The following is a 17,129-nucleotide window of genomic DNA, read 5'->3' on the forward strand; positions in this document are numbered from 1 at the left end:
GCGAGCCACGGCCGGCAGCTCAGGGAGGCGCAGGTGGCGCAGGTGCCGCAGACATTCTTCGATGCTCTCGCGGTGCGTGCCTGGTGCGGACTCGCGCTCGACGCCCTCGGCCGGGCGCGTGAGGAGATCGACGCGATCAACGTCTACCCCGTGGCGGACGGCGACACCGGTACGAATCTCTACCTGACGGTCGAGTCCGCCGCCACGGCGGTCGAGGCGGTGTTCGCAGGGCACGAGGCCGAGCGGATCGACAGGGCTCATGACCCCGACGGGACCGACGGCCCCGTCGGTCCCGGGGGACCCACGCTGGCCGACGCGGCGCGGGCGATGGCGCACGGTGCGCTGATCGGTGCCCGCGGTAACTCCGGGACGATCCTGGCGCAGTTGCTGCGGGGGATGGCACAAGTGCTGGCCGGGTACGAGACGGAGGCCCACGCCGACGGCCAAGGACTGCGGCAGGCCCTGCGCAACGCGGCCGACTCCGCGCGTCAGGCCGTGGCCCACCCCGTCGAGGGCACCGTGCTCACCGTCGCCTCGGCCGCCGCCGACGCGGCCGACGGCGCGGCGGGCGACTGCGGGGCGGTCGCGCGGGCGGCCTACGAGGGAGCCGGCGCGGCCCTCGCCGCGACACCGGGCCAGCTGGCCGTGCTCCGGCGGGCGGGAGTGGTGGACGCGGGCGGCCGGGGACTGGTGGCGGTGCTCGGGGCGCTGGTGGAGACGTTCACGGGGGAGACGCCGAGAAGCCCGGAGCCCGGTTCCGTGCGCCACGCGCGCGGGGAGCACGGCGCGTCCGCCGGGTCCGCGGAGTGCGCCGAGGGGGAGGGGGCGACGGGGCTCACCGGGCCCGCCTTCGAGGTGATCTACCTCCTGGAGGCCTCGGACGAGGCCGTGGAACGGTTGCGGCAGCGGCTCGACGGTCTCGGGGACTCGCTCGTCGTGGTCGGCGGCGACGGACTGTGGAACGTCCACGTCCACGTCCACGACGCCGGCGCCGCCGTGGAGGCGGGGGTCGAGGCGGGGCGCCCGCACCGTATCCGGATCACGCACTTCGGCGCCGGTGACGCGCACACCTCCGGTGCCGGGCGTCCGCTCCAGGAACGTGCCCAGCGGGCTGTGGTGGCCGTGGTGCCCGGAGAGGGGCTGGCCGGTCTGTACACCGAGGCCGGTGCGACCACGGTGCTCGCCCGGCCCGGTGAGCCGCCGGCGAGCGGTGAACTCGTCGAGGCCGTGCGGCGGGCGCACGCGCGTGAGGTGGTGCTGCTGCCCAACGACGAGGATCTGCGTCACACCGCCGCCGCGGCGGCCGAACAGGCCCGCGCCGAAGGGCTCCGGGTGGCGCTCATCCCGACCCGTTCCGCGGTCCAGGGCATCGCGGCGCTCGCGGTGCACGAACCGGAGCGCCGTTTCGACGAGGACGTGGTGGCGATGACCTCGGCGGCCGGCGCGACCCGGTACGCCGAGGTCACCGTCGCCGAACGGCAGTCCTGGACCATGGCCGGCATCTGCCAGGCCGGCGACGTCCTCGGCCTCATCGACGGTGATGTGGCCGTGATCGGCGACGATGTCACGGCCACCGCCGCGGCCGTCCTGGACCGGATGCTCGCCGCGGGCGGAGAGATGGTCACCCTGGTCCTCGGCGACGAGACCCCCCGCACCCTCGCCGCCCACCTGGAGGCCCGGGTCCGTGAGGGTTACCTGGCCGTCGACACGGTGCTCTACCACGGCGGCAGACAGGGCGCCCTGCTCCTCATCGGCGTGGAGTGAACGCCGGGTCCCTTCCGCCGTGAGCGCGGCCGCTCTGGACCGGCGCGTACGCCCGGCCCGTACGCCCGGTACGTGCCGGGGCGCGTCGTCCTGAAGCCCCGACGACTCGCCTGACCAGGGATTTCCCGAGACGTCCAGGAGCTTTTCGGCTCCCGCGTTCCCGCTTTGTCAGCGCCTTGGTGTGCAATGGATCTCGTGCCCGCACTGCGAGAACCACTGGAACAGCCGCTGAAGTCGGTGCTCGGCCCTCCCACCGCGAAGGTGATGGCCGAGCACCTCGGCCTGCACACGGTCGGCGACCTCCTCCATCACTATCCCCGCAGGTACGAGGAGCGCGGCCAGCTCACGCACCTCGCCGACCTCCCCATGGACGAGCACGTCACCGTGGTCGCCCAGGTCGCCGACGCCCGCCTGCACACCTTCGCCTCCTCCAGGGCCCCGCGCGGCAAGGGCCAGCGCCTGGAGGTCACCATCACGGACGGCAGCGGCCGGCTCCAACTGGTTTTCTTCGGCAACGGCGTCCACAAACCGCACAAGGAACTCCTGCCGGGCACCCGCGCGATGTTCGCCGGCAAGGTCTCCGTCTTCAACCGCCGTCTCCAACTCGCCCACCCCGCTTATGAGTTGCTGCGCGGCGATTCGGAGGAGAGCGTGGAGACCTGGGCCGGCGCGCTGATCCCGATCTACCCCGCCACGGCCAAGCTGGAGTCCTGGAAGATCGGCAAGGCGCTCCAGACCGTCCTGCCCGGCGCCCGGGACGCCGTGGACCCCCTCCCCGGCGCACTGCGCGAGGGACGCGGCATGGTCCCGCTGCCCGAGGCCCTGCTGAAGATCCACCGCCCGCAGACCAGGGCCGACATCGAGGACGCCCGCGCCCGCCTCAAATGGGACGAGGCCTTCGTCCTCCAGGTCGCCCTCGCCCGCCGCCGCCATGCCGACGCCCTGCTTCCCGCCGTCGCCCGCAGACCGAGGCCGGACGGCCTGCTCACGGCCTTCGACGACCGCCTCCCCTTCACGCTCACCGAGGGCCAGCAGAAGGTCTCGAAGGAGATCTTCGACGACCTGGCGACGGAGCACCCGATGCATCGGCTGCTCCAGGGCGAGGTGGGCAGCGGAAAGACCCTGGTCGCCCTGCGCGCCATGCTCGCCGTCGTCGACGCCGGGGGGCAGGCGGCCATGCTCGCGCCCACCGAGGTGCTCGCCCAGCAGCACCACCGGTCGGTCACCGAGATGATGGGCGAGCTGGCCGAGGGAGGAATGCTGGGCGGGGCGGAGAACGCCACCAAGGTGGTGCTGCTCACCGGCTCCATGGGCGTGGCGGCCCGCCGCCAGGCCCTGCTCGACCTGGCCACCGGCGAGGCCGGCGTCGTGATCGGCACCCACGCGCTGATCGAGGACAAGGTCCAGTTCCACGACCTGGGCCTGGTCGTCGTCGACGAGCAGCACCGGTTCGGTGTGGAACAGCGCGACGCCCTGCGCGGCAAGGGCAAGCAGCCCCCGCACCTGCTCGTCATGACCGCCACCCCCATTCCGCGCACGGTCGCGATGACCGTCTTCGGTGATCTGGAGACCTCCGTCCTCGACCAGCTCCCGGCCGGCCGCTCGCCCATCGCCAGCCATGTCGTCCCCGCCGCCGACAAGCCCCACTTCCTGTCCCGCGCCTGGGAGAGGGTGCGCGAGGAGGTCGAGGGCGGCCATCAGGCGTACGTGGTCTGCCCGCGCATCGGTGACGAGGAGGACGATCCGAAGGCCGGGAAGAAGAAGCCCCCGGCGGCCGCGGGGGAGGCCGACGCCGAGAAGCGTCCGCCGCTCGCCGTCCTCGACGTCGCCGACCACCTGGCGAAGGGCCCGCTGCAGGGCCTCCGCGTGGAGGTCCTGCACGGCAGGATGCAGCCCGACGACAAGGACGCCGTCATGCGCCGCTTCGCCGCGGGCGAGACCGACGTCCTGGTCGCCACCACGGTCATCGAGGTCGGGGTCAACGTCCCCAACGCGACCGCGATGGTGATCATGGACGCGGACCGCTTCGGCGTCTCCCAGCTCCACCAGCTGCGCGGCCGGGTCGGACGCGGCTCGGCCCCCGGCCTGTGCCTGCTGGTCACCGAGATGCCCGAGGCGAGCCCGGCCCGGCAGCGGCTGGGCGCGGTCGCCGCCACCCTCGACGGCTTCGAGCTCTCCCGCATCGATCTCGAACAGCGCCGCGAGGGCGACGTCCTGGGCCAGGCCCAGTCCGGCACCCGCTCCAGCCTGCGCATGCTCACCGTCATCGACGACGAGGAGATCATCGCCGAGGCCCGCGAGGAGGCGGCCGCGGTCGTCGCCGCCGACCCCGAGCTGGAGCGCCTGCCCGGGCTGCGCACGGCCCTGGCCGCCCTGCTGGACGACGAGCGGGAGCAGTACCTGGAGAAGGGCTGACAGACTGGAGCCACCCTTCGGGTACGCGGCACCCGGCCGCGTACGGGAACGCCTGCCGGAACGCCCCGACACACATCCCGAGCGCACCGACAAGGCCGACAAGGCCAACAAGACTGACAAGGCCGACAAGGCCGACAAGGACAAGGACACAGGACATGACCCGCGTGATCGCCGGCCGGGCCGGCGGGCGCCGCCTGGGCGTACCGCCGGGCAGCGGCACCCGACCCACCTCCGACCGTGCGCGCGAAGGCCTGTTCTCCACCTGGCAGGCCCTCCTCGGTGGCCCGCTGGACGGCGAGCGCGTCCTCGACCTGTACGCCGGTTCCGGCGCCGTGGGCCTGGAGGCCCTGTCCCGGGGAGCGGGGCACACCCTCCTCGTCGAGGCCGACGCCAGGGCCGTCCGCACGGTCCGGGACAACATCAGGGCGCTGGGACTGCCCGGCGCCGACGTCAGACCGGGCAAAGCGGAGCAGATCGTCCGCACACCCCCGCCGGCGGCCGGGCCGTACGACATCGTCTTCCTGGACCCCCCGTACAGCGTCTCCGACGACGATCTTCGCGAGATCCTGCTCACACTCCGCTCCGGGGGGTGGCTCGCCGAGGAAGCCGTCGTCACCGTGGAGCGCAGCACCAGAGGCGGAGAGTTCGGGTGGCCGCCCGGTTTCGACGCGATCCGGGCCCGTCGCTACGGCGAGGGAACGTTTTGGTACGGTCGCGCCGCCTCTACGTGCGAAGACGCACGATGACCGGACCGGAGAGCGAGGGATCACAAGTGCGCCGCGCCGTATGCCCCGGGTCGTTCGACCCGATCACCAATGGACATCTCGACATCATCGGCCGCGCCTCCAGCCTCTACGACGAGGTCTACGTCGCGGTGATGATCAACCAGTCGAAGAAGGGCCTGTTCGAGGTCGAGGAACGGATCGACCTGATCGGCCGGGTCACCGCCGAGTACGGAAACGTACGGGTCGAAGCCTTCCACGGCCTCCTCGTCGACTTCTGCAAGCAGCGCGACATCCCCGCGATCGTCAAGGGCCTGCGCGCGGTCAGCGACTTCGACTACGAGCTGCAGATGGCCCAGATGAACAACGGCCTCTCGGGTGTGGAGACCCTCTTCATCCCCACCAATCCCACCTACAGCTTCCTGTCGTCCTCCCTGGTCAAAGAGGTCGCCACCTGGGGCGGCGACGTCTCGCACCTGGTGCCTCCGGAAGTCCTCTCCGCTCTCTCCGAGCGGCTGCGCAGGGACTGAGCGCCGCCCCGGGGCGGCGGGGGCCCCGGCAGTCCGACGGCCGGTGTTCCCCGCCCGGCCCGGGGCCGTACAGTCGTTGCGTCCGTCTCCAACACAGCTGTAGAGAGTGGCGAGCACACGGTGGACGTGCAGAAGAAGCTGGACGAGATCGTCGCCGCGGTCTCCGGTGCCCGGTCGATGCCCATGTCGGCCTCGTGCGTGGTCAACCGCGCAGAGCTGCTCTCGATGCTCGAAGAGGTACGCGCGGCGCTGCCCGACTCCCTGGCCCAGGCCCAGGAACTCATCGGCGACCGAGAGCAGATGGTCGAGCAGGCCCGCCAGGAGGCCGAGCGGATCATCGAGGGCGCGCACGCCGAGCGCGGCTCTCTGATCTCCGGCACGGAGGTCGCCCGCCGCTCCCAGTCCGAGGCCGACCGGATCCTCGCCGAGGCCCGCAAGGAGGCCGAGGAGGTCCGCGCGGAGGCCGACGACTACGTCGACTCCAAGCTCGCCAACTTCGAGGTCGTCCTCACCAAGACACTCGGCTCCGTCGGCCGCGGCCGCGAGAAGCTGCTCGGCACCGGACCCGGCCTCGACGAGCAGGGCTACGAGGATGACGACGCCCCCGAGCGCAGCCACGATCCGGAGACCCTGCGCCGCAGCGCCGACGAGTACGTCGACGTCAAGCTCGGTGCCTTCGAGGCGGTTCTCGCCAAGACCCTGGAGGCGGTGGGCCGGGGCCGTCAGACCCTGCACGGCCGGATCGCCAGCGACGACCTCGGTGCCCTCGCCGAGGATCCCACCACGATCCAGCACTCCAGCGACGCCGACTACCTCGCCGACCTCGCGGCCATGTCGGACACCCCGGCCCCCCAGCGGATCCCGCAGCAGCCCCAGCAGCAGCAGGACCCGTACGGTTACCAGCAGCAGGCCGCCCAGCAGCAGGACCCGTACGGCGGCTACCAGCAGCAGGACTACGCCCAGCAGCAGGACCCGTACGGCTACCAGCAGCAGGCCGCCCAGCAGGACCCGTACGCCGCCTACCAGGGCTACGAGACCCCGCAGCAGCCGGCGTACGACCCCGGCCAGGCCCAGCAGGGCTACGTCCCGCAGCAGCAACAGCCCCCGGCCGTCCTCGACGAGACCAGCCTCTTCGACACCAGCATGATCAGTGCCGAACAGCTGCGGGCCTACGAACAGGGCCGCGGCAACGGCTGACCGGCCCGTCGCCGGTCACCACGGGACCGGATTGGGCGGAGAGCCGAAGGTCCAGTATCCTGGCTCCTCGGTCGTGTGCACATCCGCGATCCACGCTGCCCGGGAACTCCACGGGTCGGCGTCCCCCAAGCTCGAAGATCGAAAGCAGGAATGGCTCTGAACGCCCGCCTAGACCACCGCAATCCCCTCGTGTTCGACACGCACGAGCTGGGACGGAGGCCGGGCGCGCTGCAGCGGCTGACCCGCTCGGTCGAGGCGCCCAGGGACTTCGGTATCCAGGGAGTCGTCGGAGTGCCGGAAGGCGCCCCGGTGGAGCTTGAACTCCGACTCGAGTCGGTCATGGAAGGGGTGCTCGTCACGGGCACCGCCCGTGCGACGGCCGAGGGGGAGTGCGTAAGGTGTCTGGAGCCGCTCGAGCTGGAGCTCGTGGCGGATTTCCAGGAGATGTTCTCGTACCCTGACGCCGACGACCGGGGCCGTGTGATCGCGGAGCCGGGCGACGACGCCGAGGACGACGAGGACAGGCTCTTCCTCGAGGACGGCATGCTCGACCTCGAGACCGTGCTGCGTGACGCGGTGGTGCTCGCACTGCCGATGCAGCCGGTGTGCCAGGACGACTGCCCCGGCCTGTGTTCCGAATGCGGAGCCCGGCTCGCGGACGACCCGGACCACCACCACGACGCCGTCGACATCCGTTGGGCGGCACTGCAGGGACTCGCCGGTTCACTCGAAGATGGCGAGAAGGACGAGATGAGCGGCGACGGGCCAGGACCTGCGAACGCCGCCGAGAAGCAGGAGAAGTAGCCGTGGCTGTTCCGAAGCGGAAGATGTCGCGCAGCAACACGCGCCACCGCCGGTCGCAGTGGAAGGCTGCGGTCCCCACCCTGGTTGCGTGCGAGCGCTGCCACGAGCCCAAGCAGCAGCACATCGCGTGCCCGTCTTGCGGCACCTACAACAAGCGCCAGGTCCTCGAGGTCTGAGCGGCCGGTGAGAGGCACTGTGTCCACGCCCAAGAAGCAGTCGTCCCGCGTGAGCGGGAGCGGATCGGCGGACAGCAACCAGGCCTCGTCCCACACGCTTCTGGAAGGGCGGCTCGGCTACCAGGTCGAGTCCGCCCTTCTGGTGCGTGCGCTGACCCACCGTTCCTACGCGTACGAGAACGGCGGCCTGCCGACGAACGAGCGGCTGGAGTTCCTCGGGGACTCCGTGCTCGGCCTCGTCGTCACGGACACGCTGTACCGCACCCACCCCGACCTGCCCGAGGGCCAGCTGGCCAAGTTGCGGGCCGCGGTGGTCAACTCGCGTGCGCTGGCGGAGGTGGGCCGCGGGCTCGATCTCGGTTCCTTCATCCGGCTCGGCCGCGGTGAAGAGGGCACAGGTGGCCGGGACAAGGCGTCCATCCTCGCCGACACCCTCGAAGCGGTGATCGGCGCGGTCTATCTCGACCAGGGCCTCGAGGCGGCCTCCGAACTGGTGCACCGCCTGTTCGACCCGCTGATCGAGAAGTCCTCGAACCTCGGTGCCGGCCTGGACTGGAAGACCAGCCTCCAGGAACTCACCGCGACCGAAGGACTCGGCGTGCCCGAGTACCTGGTCACGGAGACCGGCCCCGACCATGAGAAGACCTTCACTGCTGCCGCCCGCGTCGGAGGCGTCTCGTACGGCACCGGCACCGGCCGCAGCAAGAAGGAAGCGGAGCAGCAGGCCGCCGAGTCGGCCTGGCGGTCCATCCGGACCGCGGCCGACGAACGTGCCGCGGCGGCGGCCGAGGCCGAGACGGACGAGCCGGCCGCCGACGTCGACACGGATGCCGAACCGGCCGTCGACGCACCGTCGGCCTCCGCCTGACGCCACACACGCCGAGTGCGACCCGAGCGCCCGCCCCTGGCGGGCGCTCGGGTCGCACTCGTGGACCGATCCTCGGAGGGGGAACGATGCCCGAGTTGCCCGAGGTCGAAGTCGTACGGCGGGGACTGGAGCGGTGGGTCGCCCACCGGACCGTCGCCGAGGCCGAGGTGCTGCACCCGCGTGCGGTACGCCGCCACATCGCCGGCGCCGAGGATTTCACGCACCGTCTGAAGGGGCGTCGTGTCGGTGTCCCCAGCCGCCGCGGCAAGTACCTGTGGCTGCCCCTGGAGGGCACGGGCCAGTCCGTCCTGGCCCACCTCGGCATGAGCGGCCAGCTGCTGGTCCAGCCGCACACGGCGGTGGACGAGAAGCATCTGCGGGTCCGGGTCCGCTTCACGGACGCCCTGGACACCGAGCTCCGCTTCGTCGACCAACGCACCTTCGGCGGGCTGTCGTTGCACGAGAGCACTTCCGAGGGCCTGCCCGACGTCATCGCGCACATCGCCCGCGACCCGCTCGACCCGCTCTTCGACGACGACGCCTTCCACCGGGCCCTGCGCCGCAAACGCACCACCATCAAGCGGGCCCTGCTGGACCAGTCGCTGATCAGCGGCGTCGGCAACATCTACGCGGACGAGGCGCTGTGGCGGGCCCGCATCCACTACGAGCGCCCGACGGAGACCTTCACCCGCCCGCGCTCCCAGCTCCTCCTGGACCATGTGCGGGACGTGATGAACGCGGCCCTCGCGGTGGGCGGCACCAGCTTCGACAGTCTCTACGTCGACGTCAACGGCGAGTCGGGCTACTTCGACCGGTCCCTCGACGCCTACGGGCGGGAGGACCTGCCCTGCCGTCGCTGCGGCACGCCGATACGCCGGCGGCCCTGGATGAACCGGTCCAGCTACTTCTGCCCGAGGTGTCAGCGGGCTCCGCGCCCGTCGTAGCTCTCCCGCGCCAGGAGCACGTCGTCCATGCTGTCCTCCAGGAAGTGGATGAGGGACAGCACGCGCCGCGCGGCCTCGTGGCCCAGCGGGGTGAGTTCGTAGTCCACCCGGGGTGGGTTGGTCGGCTGTGCCTCGCGGTGCACCAGGCCGTCGCGTTCCAGTGCGTGCAGCGTCTGGGACAGCATCTTCTCGCTCACCCCGTCGACGCGGCGGCGCAGCTCGTTGAAGCGCAGCGAGCCCTCGGACAGCGCCCCGAGCGTCAGCGCGCCCCAGCGCCCCGTCACATGCTCCAGCGTGCCGCGTGAGGGGCACTCCTTGGCGAACGCGTTGTAGGGAAGCCCCGGATCCCCCGGGTACCGCCGCGTGGTCGTCATGCGATCAGCGTACTTCAGCGCAGCGCTTACCAGCAGAATGCGCTAACTGAAAGTCAGTGCCGAGACGTGCCGAGAAGCACCGGGAAACACGGACGGCGGCCCGGGAAGCCCCGAACCGCCGTCCACGTACCGCGCGTACCGCTGACGTCCGGCTAGTAGCCGAAGAAGTGAAGGGTCGGGTCCCTGACCTGCGTCCGCGTAATCGATCAACGCTGCGACCTGCGGCTTAGCTGTCGATGGTTGTCAGCGTTGGTCATCGCTGAGCGCCCTTTGGCGGCCCCGAGACGGCCCGAATGGGGCGCTACTTCGCTGCTCGTTCCTCGGTAGGTGCGATGAGATATCTGTCGACCCTTCCCAGATCACATGATTTGCCCCACGATGGTGTGCACGCTGGCGAGAGAAGGGAGGAAAGCGCCTCCTCTGGACCGCTCCAGCGGCTGGAGTCAGCCGCTGCCCCTCCGGGAAGACACACATGCTTGGTTCCTTTTTTAAGAACTTTTTTGCTGCGGTAGGCACTGTGGCCACCGTGATCGGTTGTGTACAGCAGTTCCATTCCAATGAGTCCCCGACCCGGACACATAGCGCCATGATCGGTGCGGTTGTGCGGACGGGCTCCGGGGCTCCGCTTCAAGTGCGTGACACTCCGAAACCGGGCGATTTGAAACAGGCTGCCATCGGAAGTCTCGCTGACGGATCCTCGATTTCGCTGAGTTGTCATGTGCGAGGTCAAAAGGTCGAGGGCACGTCATGGTGGGCTTACATCGGCGCGGATGACGCTGGGCGGCCCCGCTTCATACATGAGGGCTCGATCAAGATCGATGGTGATATCTCTGCTATACCGCTCTGTTAGGAAGTCAGTGAATCTGCAGGCTCAGCCTTCCCAGGTTCGAATCCTGGCGCCGCCACGCTAGTGGGAATCGACCCCTGACCAGTAAGTTTGGTCAGGGGCCGATCTCGTTTGAGCGGACTGCTTGTCGCCGTGGTTCCCCGTGCTTCTCCGCTCGGTCTGGTACGCATGTGGCACTATGTAGTGACCTTGATCACCTTGCTGGTATCGGTCACAGCTGAGCCTGGTCTATGGGGAGCATGATCGATGGGTCCCTCGGTTGGCCGTGGGGCCCATTGATGGTTGGGGTGGGAGACGGCATGGCTGAACAGTCAGTGGCGCTCATCAGCGCGGCCAGTGCGTTGGCTGGTGTGACTTTGACAGGGGCGTTCACCCTGCTCAAGGGGCGACAGGAGCGCCTAGACAAGCAATTAGACCGTGATGAACAACGGCACATCATGCACCGCGAGGCACGGCGTGAAGCGTACGTCGCCTTCCTCACCGCGTATCACGAGGTTGAGCGGAAGTTCGAGGAGGCGGGAAGGGTCATTCCTCCACCGCACGACGATGATCCGATTGCCTCTGAGCTCCCAGCCACTGAAGCCTCGATCATGGTCCTGAAGGAGGCGGGCGCCACTGTCGCCCTCGAAGGCCCTCCTGAGATGAGGACCGCTGCTGATCAAGTCATCTCAGCTTGTTGGGCACTGCTCCGAGAACTCGTCCAAGTAAGCGGGGACAACGTAGGACAGTCACAGAGGCTATGGATCTACGACGCTCCTGATCGAGATGAGGCCCAGGCGGAGGTTGACCGGGCTGTCCTGAACTTCCAGGAAGCCGCCAGAGGCGTACTTGGGGGCAATGCCCCTGGGCTGAGGTAGCGCACGCGGTCGGCGTAGCGACTTTGGCCGGGAGCTGCTTTGGCGCGAGTGATCATGGCCCCGTAAGCTTCCGGCGCGTCGGGCAGTCTGTGGACCTGCCCGCTAAAGCACGACGTTGGGGCCATGATCTGCGAGGCTCGCGCCAAAGTGGCTGGCTAAAGTCGCGGAGCCGACTGCCCCAGCCACGACGTGTTCTGACCTCATGCACGGTGTGCCTACCTCTTGGGCGGGCGCGGGCGGCCGGCGGTGCCGAGCGGGGCGGAGACAAGAGCGCGGGCGCCGCCGGCCGCCCGCGCCCGCCCGGAGGAGCGAAGCGACGACGGGTGCTTGATGAGGTAGAGAAACCCGTAACAGGCTGGGTGTCAGTTGATGGCCATGCGCTCTGCGAGCTGCGCCAACGGCTTGGGAATCCGGTTCCCGGAGAGCTGGACGAGATCACGGACCACCGTACGGGCGGAGTGATGGCTGTGGATCTGCTCTGGTGCCAGCTTCTCGGCGTCCAGGAGTGCGGCTACGGCCTCGCCGACGTGTCGCCGCTGCGCGTGGGCCCGCGCCACATCAAGCAGGAAACGGGACTGTCGCTCCGGGGAAAGTCCGCTCGGGTCAACACTGCTGGCGACGTCCAGGGCGAGACCGGCGTCTCCGAGGTCGACGGCCGTTGCGACCGCGTGAAGCTCGACATTGGTAGGGCCGAACTCGGTGTCGAAGTCGTTCCGGTCCTCACCGAGGCGGGCGGCAATCTCCCGGGCCTGACCAATGTGCTGGTGGGTCTCGGCACGCTGTCCCTCCCTCGCGTTGATCACTGCCAGCACGAGGTTCATGGCGCCTAGCAGGGACAGTTCCTCGGGCGGGCAGCTCTGCAACTCGGCACGGGGGGCCAGCACTGCCACTGCGGATGAAGCGGCGCGCTCGGCCTGCTCGGTTCGCTGCTGACGGATGAAGGCGTGTGCCATCCGAAAGAGGCTGGCGACGACCTCCAGCGGCTTACCCGCCAGCTCGGCTGCCTGTAGGGCCCGGTCTGCTGCGATCCATGCCGCGTCTGCCTCGTCCTGCCGGACGAATGCGGCTGCAGCGACCTGGTAGGCGCGTGCCCTGAGAGCGTGGAGCTCTAGGCGGTCGCTGGCGGGCGCGTGGCGAACGGCTGCTTCGATGCTCGGGAGCAAGGCGGAAAGCTGCTCACTGAGCGCCGCGTGCTTCGACGCGTGAGCGAGATCCCACACTTCATCGACCTGCACCCGCAGTTCGTCTGTGGATGCCGTCGCTTCGGTGCTTGGCTCGTCAAAGAGGCTGCTGAGGGCGGGATGTCCAGTCAGCGCCACACGTAGGGCGTCAAGGTCGTTGCTCGCCGGAGGCTGCACTTCTTTGGGCCCCTCGGCGGGTGCGCCTGCGTCCGGGCGCACGTCGCGGACCGACACTCCGAGGGCATCAGCCAGTGCCTGGAGAACAGAGAGCCGCTCCACCGGCTGCACACCGCGCTCCACCTGAGAGACCCAGCTCTCCGAGCGCTCCATGGCGATGGCCAGGTCGCTTTGGGACATGCCGGCGGCTCGGCGGAGTTCCTTGATCCGCTGTCCGGTTGCGCGGGCGTCGGTGTCAGTCACTGTCGACCTCGGTGGGGTACTTCCCGGTGTACGGGGCCATGCGGTCGACCTCGGTCTTCACGACGTACTTGTCGCGCTCGGACAGGAAGTGCCGGGTGTGCTCCTGGCGCTCATGTTCCTCGAACGCTGCGTGATCTGCGTACAGCTCGAAGAAGATCCGCTGGTTCGGCTCGCCCTCGACCGTGTGGCAGGCATAGACGAGTGTGCCCGGCTCCTTGGCCTTGATCCCAGCAGTGGTCTCACGCACCAGCGCATCGAAGCTTTCGGCGGCACCGTCCCTGAGCGTGAAGCGGACAAACAGTCCGAAGTTGCTCATCGTTCCTCCCTTGAGTCGCCTCCCAGCATCGCAGGATCGAAGATTTCCTGCTAGTCGCAGAGATTCTGTTGACTCGCAGTTTTACTGCGGGTAGCTTCGAATTGCTGCTCCACTACACACGAGCGCCCCGAGCCGTGTGCTCTCTGCCAAGATCACGACACCGCCCGGGGCGTCCCTCTAGGGGAGGTCTCATCATGCCTGTGACGCGCCGTGCTCCGCACTCTGCGCCGTTAACTGCCCCTCTCTCTCGCCGTGACCGCGCCGTGGTCGTCCCCTCGCCGTGCTGGGCATGCGGGGTCGCCGGTGGTGCGGACTGGATCAAGGTGGACGGTGTCGGTGTTCTGGTCCACAACGCCCGTGGTCGGGAGCGCTGCCCGGTGGCGGTGCCCTTCGACTGGGAGACCGGTAAGCCGCTGGCCTTCCTCGCCGGGGTGGTGGCCGCATGACCGCCTCAGTCGTCGTCCCTCTGACAGACGCTCCTGCCCCTCCGGTGCAGCCGCTTCGTTCGCCTCTGCGGGCGCCGAACACCCCGCTCGGTCAGGCCCGGCTGGCGCGCGGCTGGTCCCAGCACAAGGTGGTGCGCGCGCTGCTGCTCCTGGCCGACCACTGGGGTTGGGACATCGCCTCGGAGGCTTCGCTCAAGGTCCTCGTGTCCCGCTGGGAGAACCGCACCCACCAACCGGGCCCGACCTATCAGGTCCTTCTCTGCGCGGTCTTCCGCTCGACCCCGGATCAGCTTGGCCTGACCCGCCCGACGGGCACGGCCACGCTGGCCGACCGTGTGGGCGACCTTGAATGCCTGGTCGACCGGCTGCTGACCCGGCTCGGCGAGGTGGCCGCGTGACCCACCTGCCCGTCCCCCCGGCCGCCGTCGCTGATGTGGCGGCGGCCGTGGGCACCGACCCGCTGACCCTGGCCGACCTGCTCCGGGTCGCCAACACCCCCGGCTTCGACCGCTGGCGCGAGCAGATCCGCCGCACCGGCGGCTGCTCCAACCCCATCCACCTGCAAGGCTCGACGGTCACCCGCGACGCGAAATCCGGCGACGTCCTGTACGCGTACTCGACCGAGCAGGAGCCGGACGGACGGCTCCGGGTGGCTTGCGGCAACCGGCGGGCCTCGCGCTGCCCGGCCTGCGCCTGGACCTACGCGGGCGACACCTATCACCTGATCCGCGCCGGGATCACCGGCGACGAACGCAAGGACGTGCCCGCGACCGTGCGGGATCACCCCCGGGTGTTCGCCACCCTCACCGCGCCCTCGTTCGGCCCGGTCCACAACCGCCCTCAGTCGGGCCGCTGCCGCTGCGGGAGCTCCCACGCCGAGGATGATCCGGCCCTCGGTACGGCGCTCGATCCGGTCTCGTACGACTACGCCGGGTCGGTGCTGTTCAACAACCACGCGGGCGACCTGTGGCGCCGCTTCACCATCTACCTGCGCCGGGAGATCGCCGCCCGCGCGGGCATCACCCAGACCGCCCTGCGCGAGGAATGCCGGGTCTCCTTCGGCAAGGTCGCCGAGTTCCAGAAACGCGGCGCCGTCCACTTCCACGCCGTGGTGCGCCTCGATGGCCCGGACGGGCCGGACACCCCGCCCCCGGCCTGGGCCACGGTCGCCCTCCTGGACGGTGCTATCAGGGCCGCCGCCGCCCGGGTCGCCGTACCGGTGCCCGCGTCCGGGGACTTCCCCGCCCGCGTGCTGCGCTGGGGCACGCAGGTCGACGTCCAGGCCATCGGCGCCCTGGGACAAGAGGAGTTGACCGAACAGGCGGTGGCCTCCTACGTGGCCAAGTACGCCACCAAGGCGGCCGAGACCACCGGCACCGTGGACCGCCGGATCGGGGAGCTCTCCGAGCTGGACAAGCTTCCCTTGCCCGCCCACACCCGGCGGCTCATCGAAGCCTGCCGAGACCTCGACGACGCCTACCCGGACCGGCTGTTGTGGCGCTGGGCGCACATGCTCGGCTTCCGCGGGCACTTCTCCACCAAGTCCCGCCGGTACTCCACCACCCTCGGCGCGCTGCGCCAGGTCCGGGCCGACTACCGCGCACGCCAGGAACGCCGCGAACGCGGGCTCTCCGAAGACCTCGACGCCACGGAGGGCTCCACGCTCGTGCTCGCCCACTGGACCTACGCCGGACAGGGCCACAGCCCTGGCGAATCCTGGCTCGCCGCCACCATCGCGAAGGACATCCGACTGAACCGAGAGACAGCACGCGAAGCACTCGCCGACCTGCACGACATGGACGACATGGAGGTGTGGGCATGAGGCGCTCGCTGCCCGACCGCTACCTGACCCCGGTCGACCTGGCCGACCTCCTCGGCGTCCCGGTCGAGACCGTCTACCAGTGGCGCCGCAAGCAGACCGGACCGCGCGGCTTCCGCGTCGGCCGGCATCTCCGCTTCGACCCCGAGGACGTCCGTGTCTGGGTCGAGTCCCAGATGGAAGGGGCCGCCTGATGGCCGGGCACATCCAGGACCGCTGGTACAAGGTCGAGACCGGCCCCGACGGCAAGCCCGTCAAGGTCAAGACCGACCGCTTCGGCGTCGGCCTGCGCTACCGGGCCCGGTACGTCGGCCCTGACGGCTCCGAGAAGTCCAAGAGCTTCCCGGACAAGCAGAAGCGCAAGGCGGAACAGTGGCTCGCCAACATCGAGGCGGACATGTCGCGCGGCGACTACGTCAGCCCGGACGCTGGCAAGGTCACGTTCGAGCAGTACGCCACGGAGTGGATGACCACGCAGATCACGGACCCCCTGACACGGGAGTCCGTCGAGAGCCGGTTGCGGCTCCACGCAATCCCTCACCTGGGTACGCGGCCGATGGGCTCCTTCACCCCGTCCCATCTCCGGCTGTGGCTGCGCACCTTGGAGGACCGAGGGCTGTCGGCCGGATACCGGCGCGGGATCTTCGCGCACGTTTCCACGGTCTTCACGGCTGCCGTAGAGGACCGGATCATTCGCGTGAACCCGTGCAGCGCTCGGTCGGTGCGAGCTCCTCGTCTCGAGCCTCGCAAGGTCAAGCCCTGGCCTGTCGAACGGGTCATGGCGGTTCGAGCGGCCTTGCCGGAGAGCTACCAGGCTCTCGTGAACGTCGCTGCCGGATGCGGCCTGCGACAGGGGGAGGTCTTCGGCCTGGCCGTGGAGGACGTGAACTTCCTCGGTGGGGTGATGCACGTGGTCCGGCAGGTCAAGCTGCTGCAACGTCATCGGGCGGTGTTCGCCCCGCCCAAGGGAGGCAAGGAACGTGACGTGCCCCTGCCCGAGTCGGTGGCCTTCGCGCTGGCTGCGCACCTGAAGCGTCACCCGGCCGTAGAGGTCACCCTGCCGTGGAAGACGCTCGACGGCCCTCCGGTCACGGCGTCGCTGATCTTCACCGGCTCCATGGGCCTGGCCCTCGATCGGAACCGCTTCAACGATCGCGTGTGGCGGCCTGCTCTTCGCACTGCGGGCGTGGAGATCGGGCGGGACAACGGCATGCACGCGCTGAGGCACTTCTACGCCTCGGTGCTCCTGGACGCGGGGGAGAGCATCAAGGCTCTCAGTGAGTACCTGGGCCACCATGACCCCGGCTTCACGCTGCGCACGTACACGCACCTGATGCCGACCAGCGAGACCCGGACCCGGGCCGCCGTGGACCGCGTGTTCCAGGACGACGAACCTACGGAAGACGGCCCCGAGACGGCCCAGGAGCGGGACTAGGTCTCTGACCTGCG

At 69.7% G+C, this 17,129-nt stretch carries 18 protein-coding genes; 15 read left to right on the forward strand and 3 right to left on the reverse strand.

The genetic code is table 11. The features are described 5' to 3' along the window. Positions 1–33 precede the first annotated feature (33 nt). From JL475_RS06120 to mutM, 9 genes are all read left to right on the forward strand, one after another. On the forward strand, positions 34–1,764 hold the full coding sequence (locus JL475_RS06120; protein WP_202276180.1) for a DAK2 domain-containing protein: 1,731 nt from the start codon (positions 34–36) through the stop codon (positions 1,762–1,764). Between the two features lie 186 nt (positions 1,765–1,950). Next, positions 1,951–4,179 (forward strand): ATP-dependent DNA helicase RecG, encoded by a 2,229-nt coding sequence (gene recG, locus JL475_RS06125; RefSeq protein ID WP_202276182.1) that lies wholly within the window; start codon positions 1,951–1,953, stop codon positions 4,177–4,179. Positions 4,180–4,334: 155 nt separating this feature from the next. Next, positions 4,335–4,925 carry a 16S rRNA (guanine(966)-N(2))-methyltransferase RsmD gene (gene rsmD, locus JL475_RS06130; protein ID WP_202276184.1) on the forward strand — a complete coding sequence of 197 codons (591 nt, stop codon included), beginning with the start codon at positions 4,335–4,337 and terminating at the stop codon, positions 4,923–4,925. 26 nt (positions 4,926–4,951) lie between these two features. Continuing rightward, positions 4,952–5,431, forward strand: coding sequence for a pantetheine-phosphate adenylyltransferase (gene coaD, locus JL475_RS06135; RefSeq protein ID WP_202276186.1), 480 nt, complete (start codon positions 4,952–4,954; stop codon positions 5,429–5,431). 120 nt (positions 5,432–5,551) lie between these two features. After that, positions 5,552–6,628, forward strand: coding sequence for a cell division initiation protein (locus tag JL475_RS06140; RefSeq protein WP_202276188.1), 1,077 nt, complete (start codon positions 5,552–5,554; stop codon positions 6,626–6,628). 150 nt (positions 6,629–6,778) lie between these two features. Beyond that, a complete protein-coding gene (locus tag JL475_RS06145) occupies positions 6,779–7,432 on the forward strand; it encodes a DUF177 domain-containing protein (protein WP_202276190.1) in 654 nt (217 codons plus the stop codon). Between the two features lie 2 nt (positions 7,433–7,434). Further along, complete coding sequence (gene rpmF, locus JL475_RS06150) at positions 7,435–7,608, forward strand: 50S ribosomal protein L32 (RefSeq protein WP_003951102.1); 174 nt, start codon at positions 7,435–7,437, stop codon at positions 7,606–7,608. A gap of 49 nt (positions 7,609–7,657) precedes the next feature. Then, positions 7,658–8,476 (forward strand): ribonuclease III, encoded by an 819-nt coding sequence (gene rnc / locus JL475_RS06155; RefSeq protein WP_307824980.1) that lies wholly within the window; start codon positions 7,658–7,660, stop codon positions 8,474–8,476. Positions 8,477–8,562: 86 nt separating this feature from the next. Continuing rightward, positions 8,563–9,420 carry a bifunctional DNA-formamidopyrimidine glycosylase/DNA-(apurinic or apyrimidinic site) lyase gene (mutM, locus tag JL475_RS06160; RefSeq protein ID WP_202276192.1) on the forward strand — a complete coding sequence of 286 codons (858 nt, stop codon included), beginning with the start codon at positions 8,563–8,565 and terminating at the stop codon, positions 9,418–9,420. On the opposite strand, the gene JL475_RS06165 is transcribed toward mutM, so the two are convergent. Next, positions 9,396–9,794, reverse strand: coding sequence for a helix-turn-helix domain-containing protein (locus tag JL475_RS06165; protein WP_202276194.1), 399 nt, complete (start codon positions 9,792–9,794; stop codon positions 9,396–9,398). The two genes, mutM and JL475_RS06165, sit on opposite strands and share 25 nt — an antisense overlap. A gap of 1,146 nt (positions 9,795–10,940) precedes the next feature. On the opposite strand from JL475_RS06165, the gene JL475_RS06170 reads away from it, so the two are divergent. Next, complete coding sequence (locus JL475_RS06170; protein WP_202276196.1) at positions 10,941–11,498, forward strand: hypothetical protein; 558 nt, start codon at positions 10,941–10,943, stop codon at positions 11,496–11,498. 362 nt (positions 11,499–11,860) lie between these two features. Here JL475_RS06170 and JL475_RS06175 read toward each other — a convergent pair whose 3' ends face one another. Both JL475_RS06175 and JL475_RS06180 read right to left on the reverse strand, forming a co-directional pair. After that, positions 11,861–13,099, reverse strand: coding sequence for a helix-turn-helix domain-containing protein (locus JL475_RS06175; RefSeq protein ID WP_307824981.1), 1,239 nt, complete (start codon positions 13,097–13,099; stop codon positions 11,861–11,863). Beyond that, complete coding sequence (locus JL475_RS06180; protein WP_202276198.1) at positions 13,092–13,415, reverse strand: putative quinol monooxygenase; 324 nt, start codon at positions 13,413–13,415, stop codon at positions 13,092–13,094. Before JL475_RS06180 ends, JL475_RS06175 begins: the two co-directional genes overlap by 8 nt. A 263-nt stretch (positions 13,416–13,678) precedes the next feature. Here JL475_RS06180 and JL475_RS06185 point away from each other — a divergent pair, with 263 nt between their 5' ends. Genes JL475_RS06185 through JL475_RS06205 form a run of 5 tightly spaced genes read left to right on the forward strand, consistent with a single transcriptional unit; the run spans position 13,679 to position 17,115 of the window. Continuing rightward, complete coding sequence (locus JL475_RS06185; protein WP_202276200.1) at positions 13,679–13,861, forward strand: hypothetical protein; 183 nt, start codon at positions 13,679–13,681, stop codon at positions 13,859–13,861. Further along, a complete protein-coding gene (locus JL475_RS06190; RefSeq protein WP_202276202.1) occupies positions 13,858–14,259 on the forward strand; it encodes an XRE family transcriptional regulator in 402 nt (133 codons plus the stop codon). Before JL475_RS06185 ends, JL475_RS06190 begins: the two co-directional genes overlap by 4 nt. Continuing rightward, the gene (repSA, locus tag JL475_RS06195) at positions 14,256–15,683 is read left to right on the forward strand and encodes a replication initiator protein RepSA (protein ID WP_307824982.1); all 1,428 of its coding nucleotides are present in this window, start codon (positions 14,256–14,258) and stop codon (positions 15,681–15,683) included. The genes JL475_RS06190 and repSA overlap by 4 nt, the downstream gene beginning before the upstream one ends. Continuing rightward, on the forward strand, positions 15,680–15,874 hold the full coding sequence (locus tag JL475_RS06200; RefSeq protein WP_202276204.1) for a helix-turn-helix domain-containing protein: 195 nt from the start codon (positions 15,680–15,682) through the stop codon (positions 15,872–15,874). Before repSA ends, JL475_RS06200 begins: the two co-directional genes overlap by 4 nt. Then, positions 15,874–17,115 carry a site-specific integrase gene (locus tag JL475_RS06205; protein ID WP_202276206.1) on the forward strand — a complete coding sequence of 414 codons (1,242 nt, stop codon included), beginning with the start codon at positions 15,874–15,876 and terminating at the stop codon, positions 17,113–17,115. Before JL475_RS06200 ends, JL475_RS06205 begins: the two co-directional genes overlap by 1 nt. Positions 17,116–17,129: the final 14 nt, after the last annotated feature.

The sequence above is a fragment of the Streptomyces sp. M2CJ-2 genome, from assembly GCF_016757295.1.
Classification (GTDB): domain Bacteria; phylum Actinomycetota; class Actinomycetes; order Streptomycetales; family Streptomycetaceae; genus Streptomyces.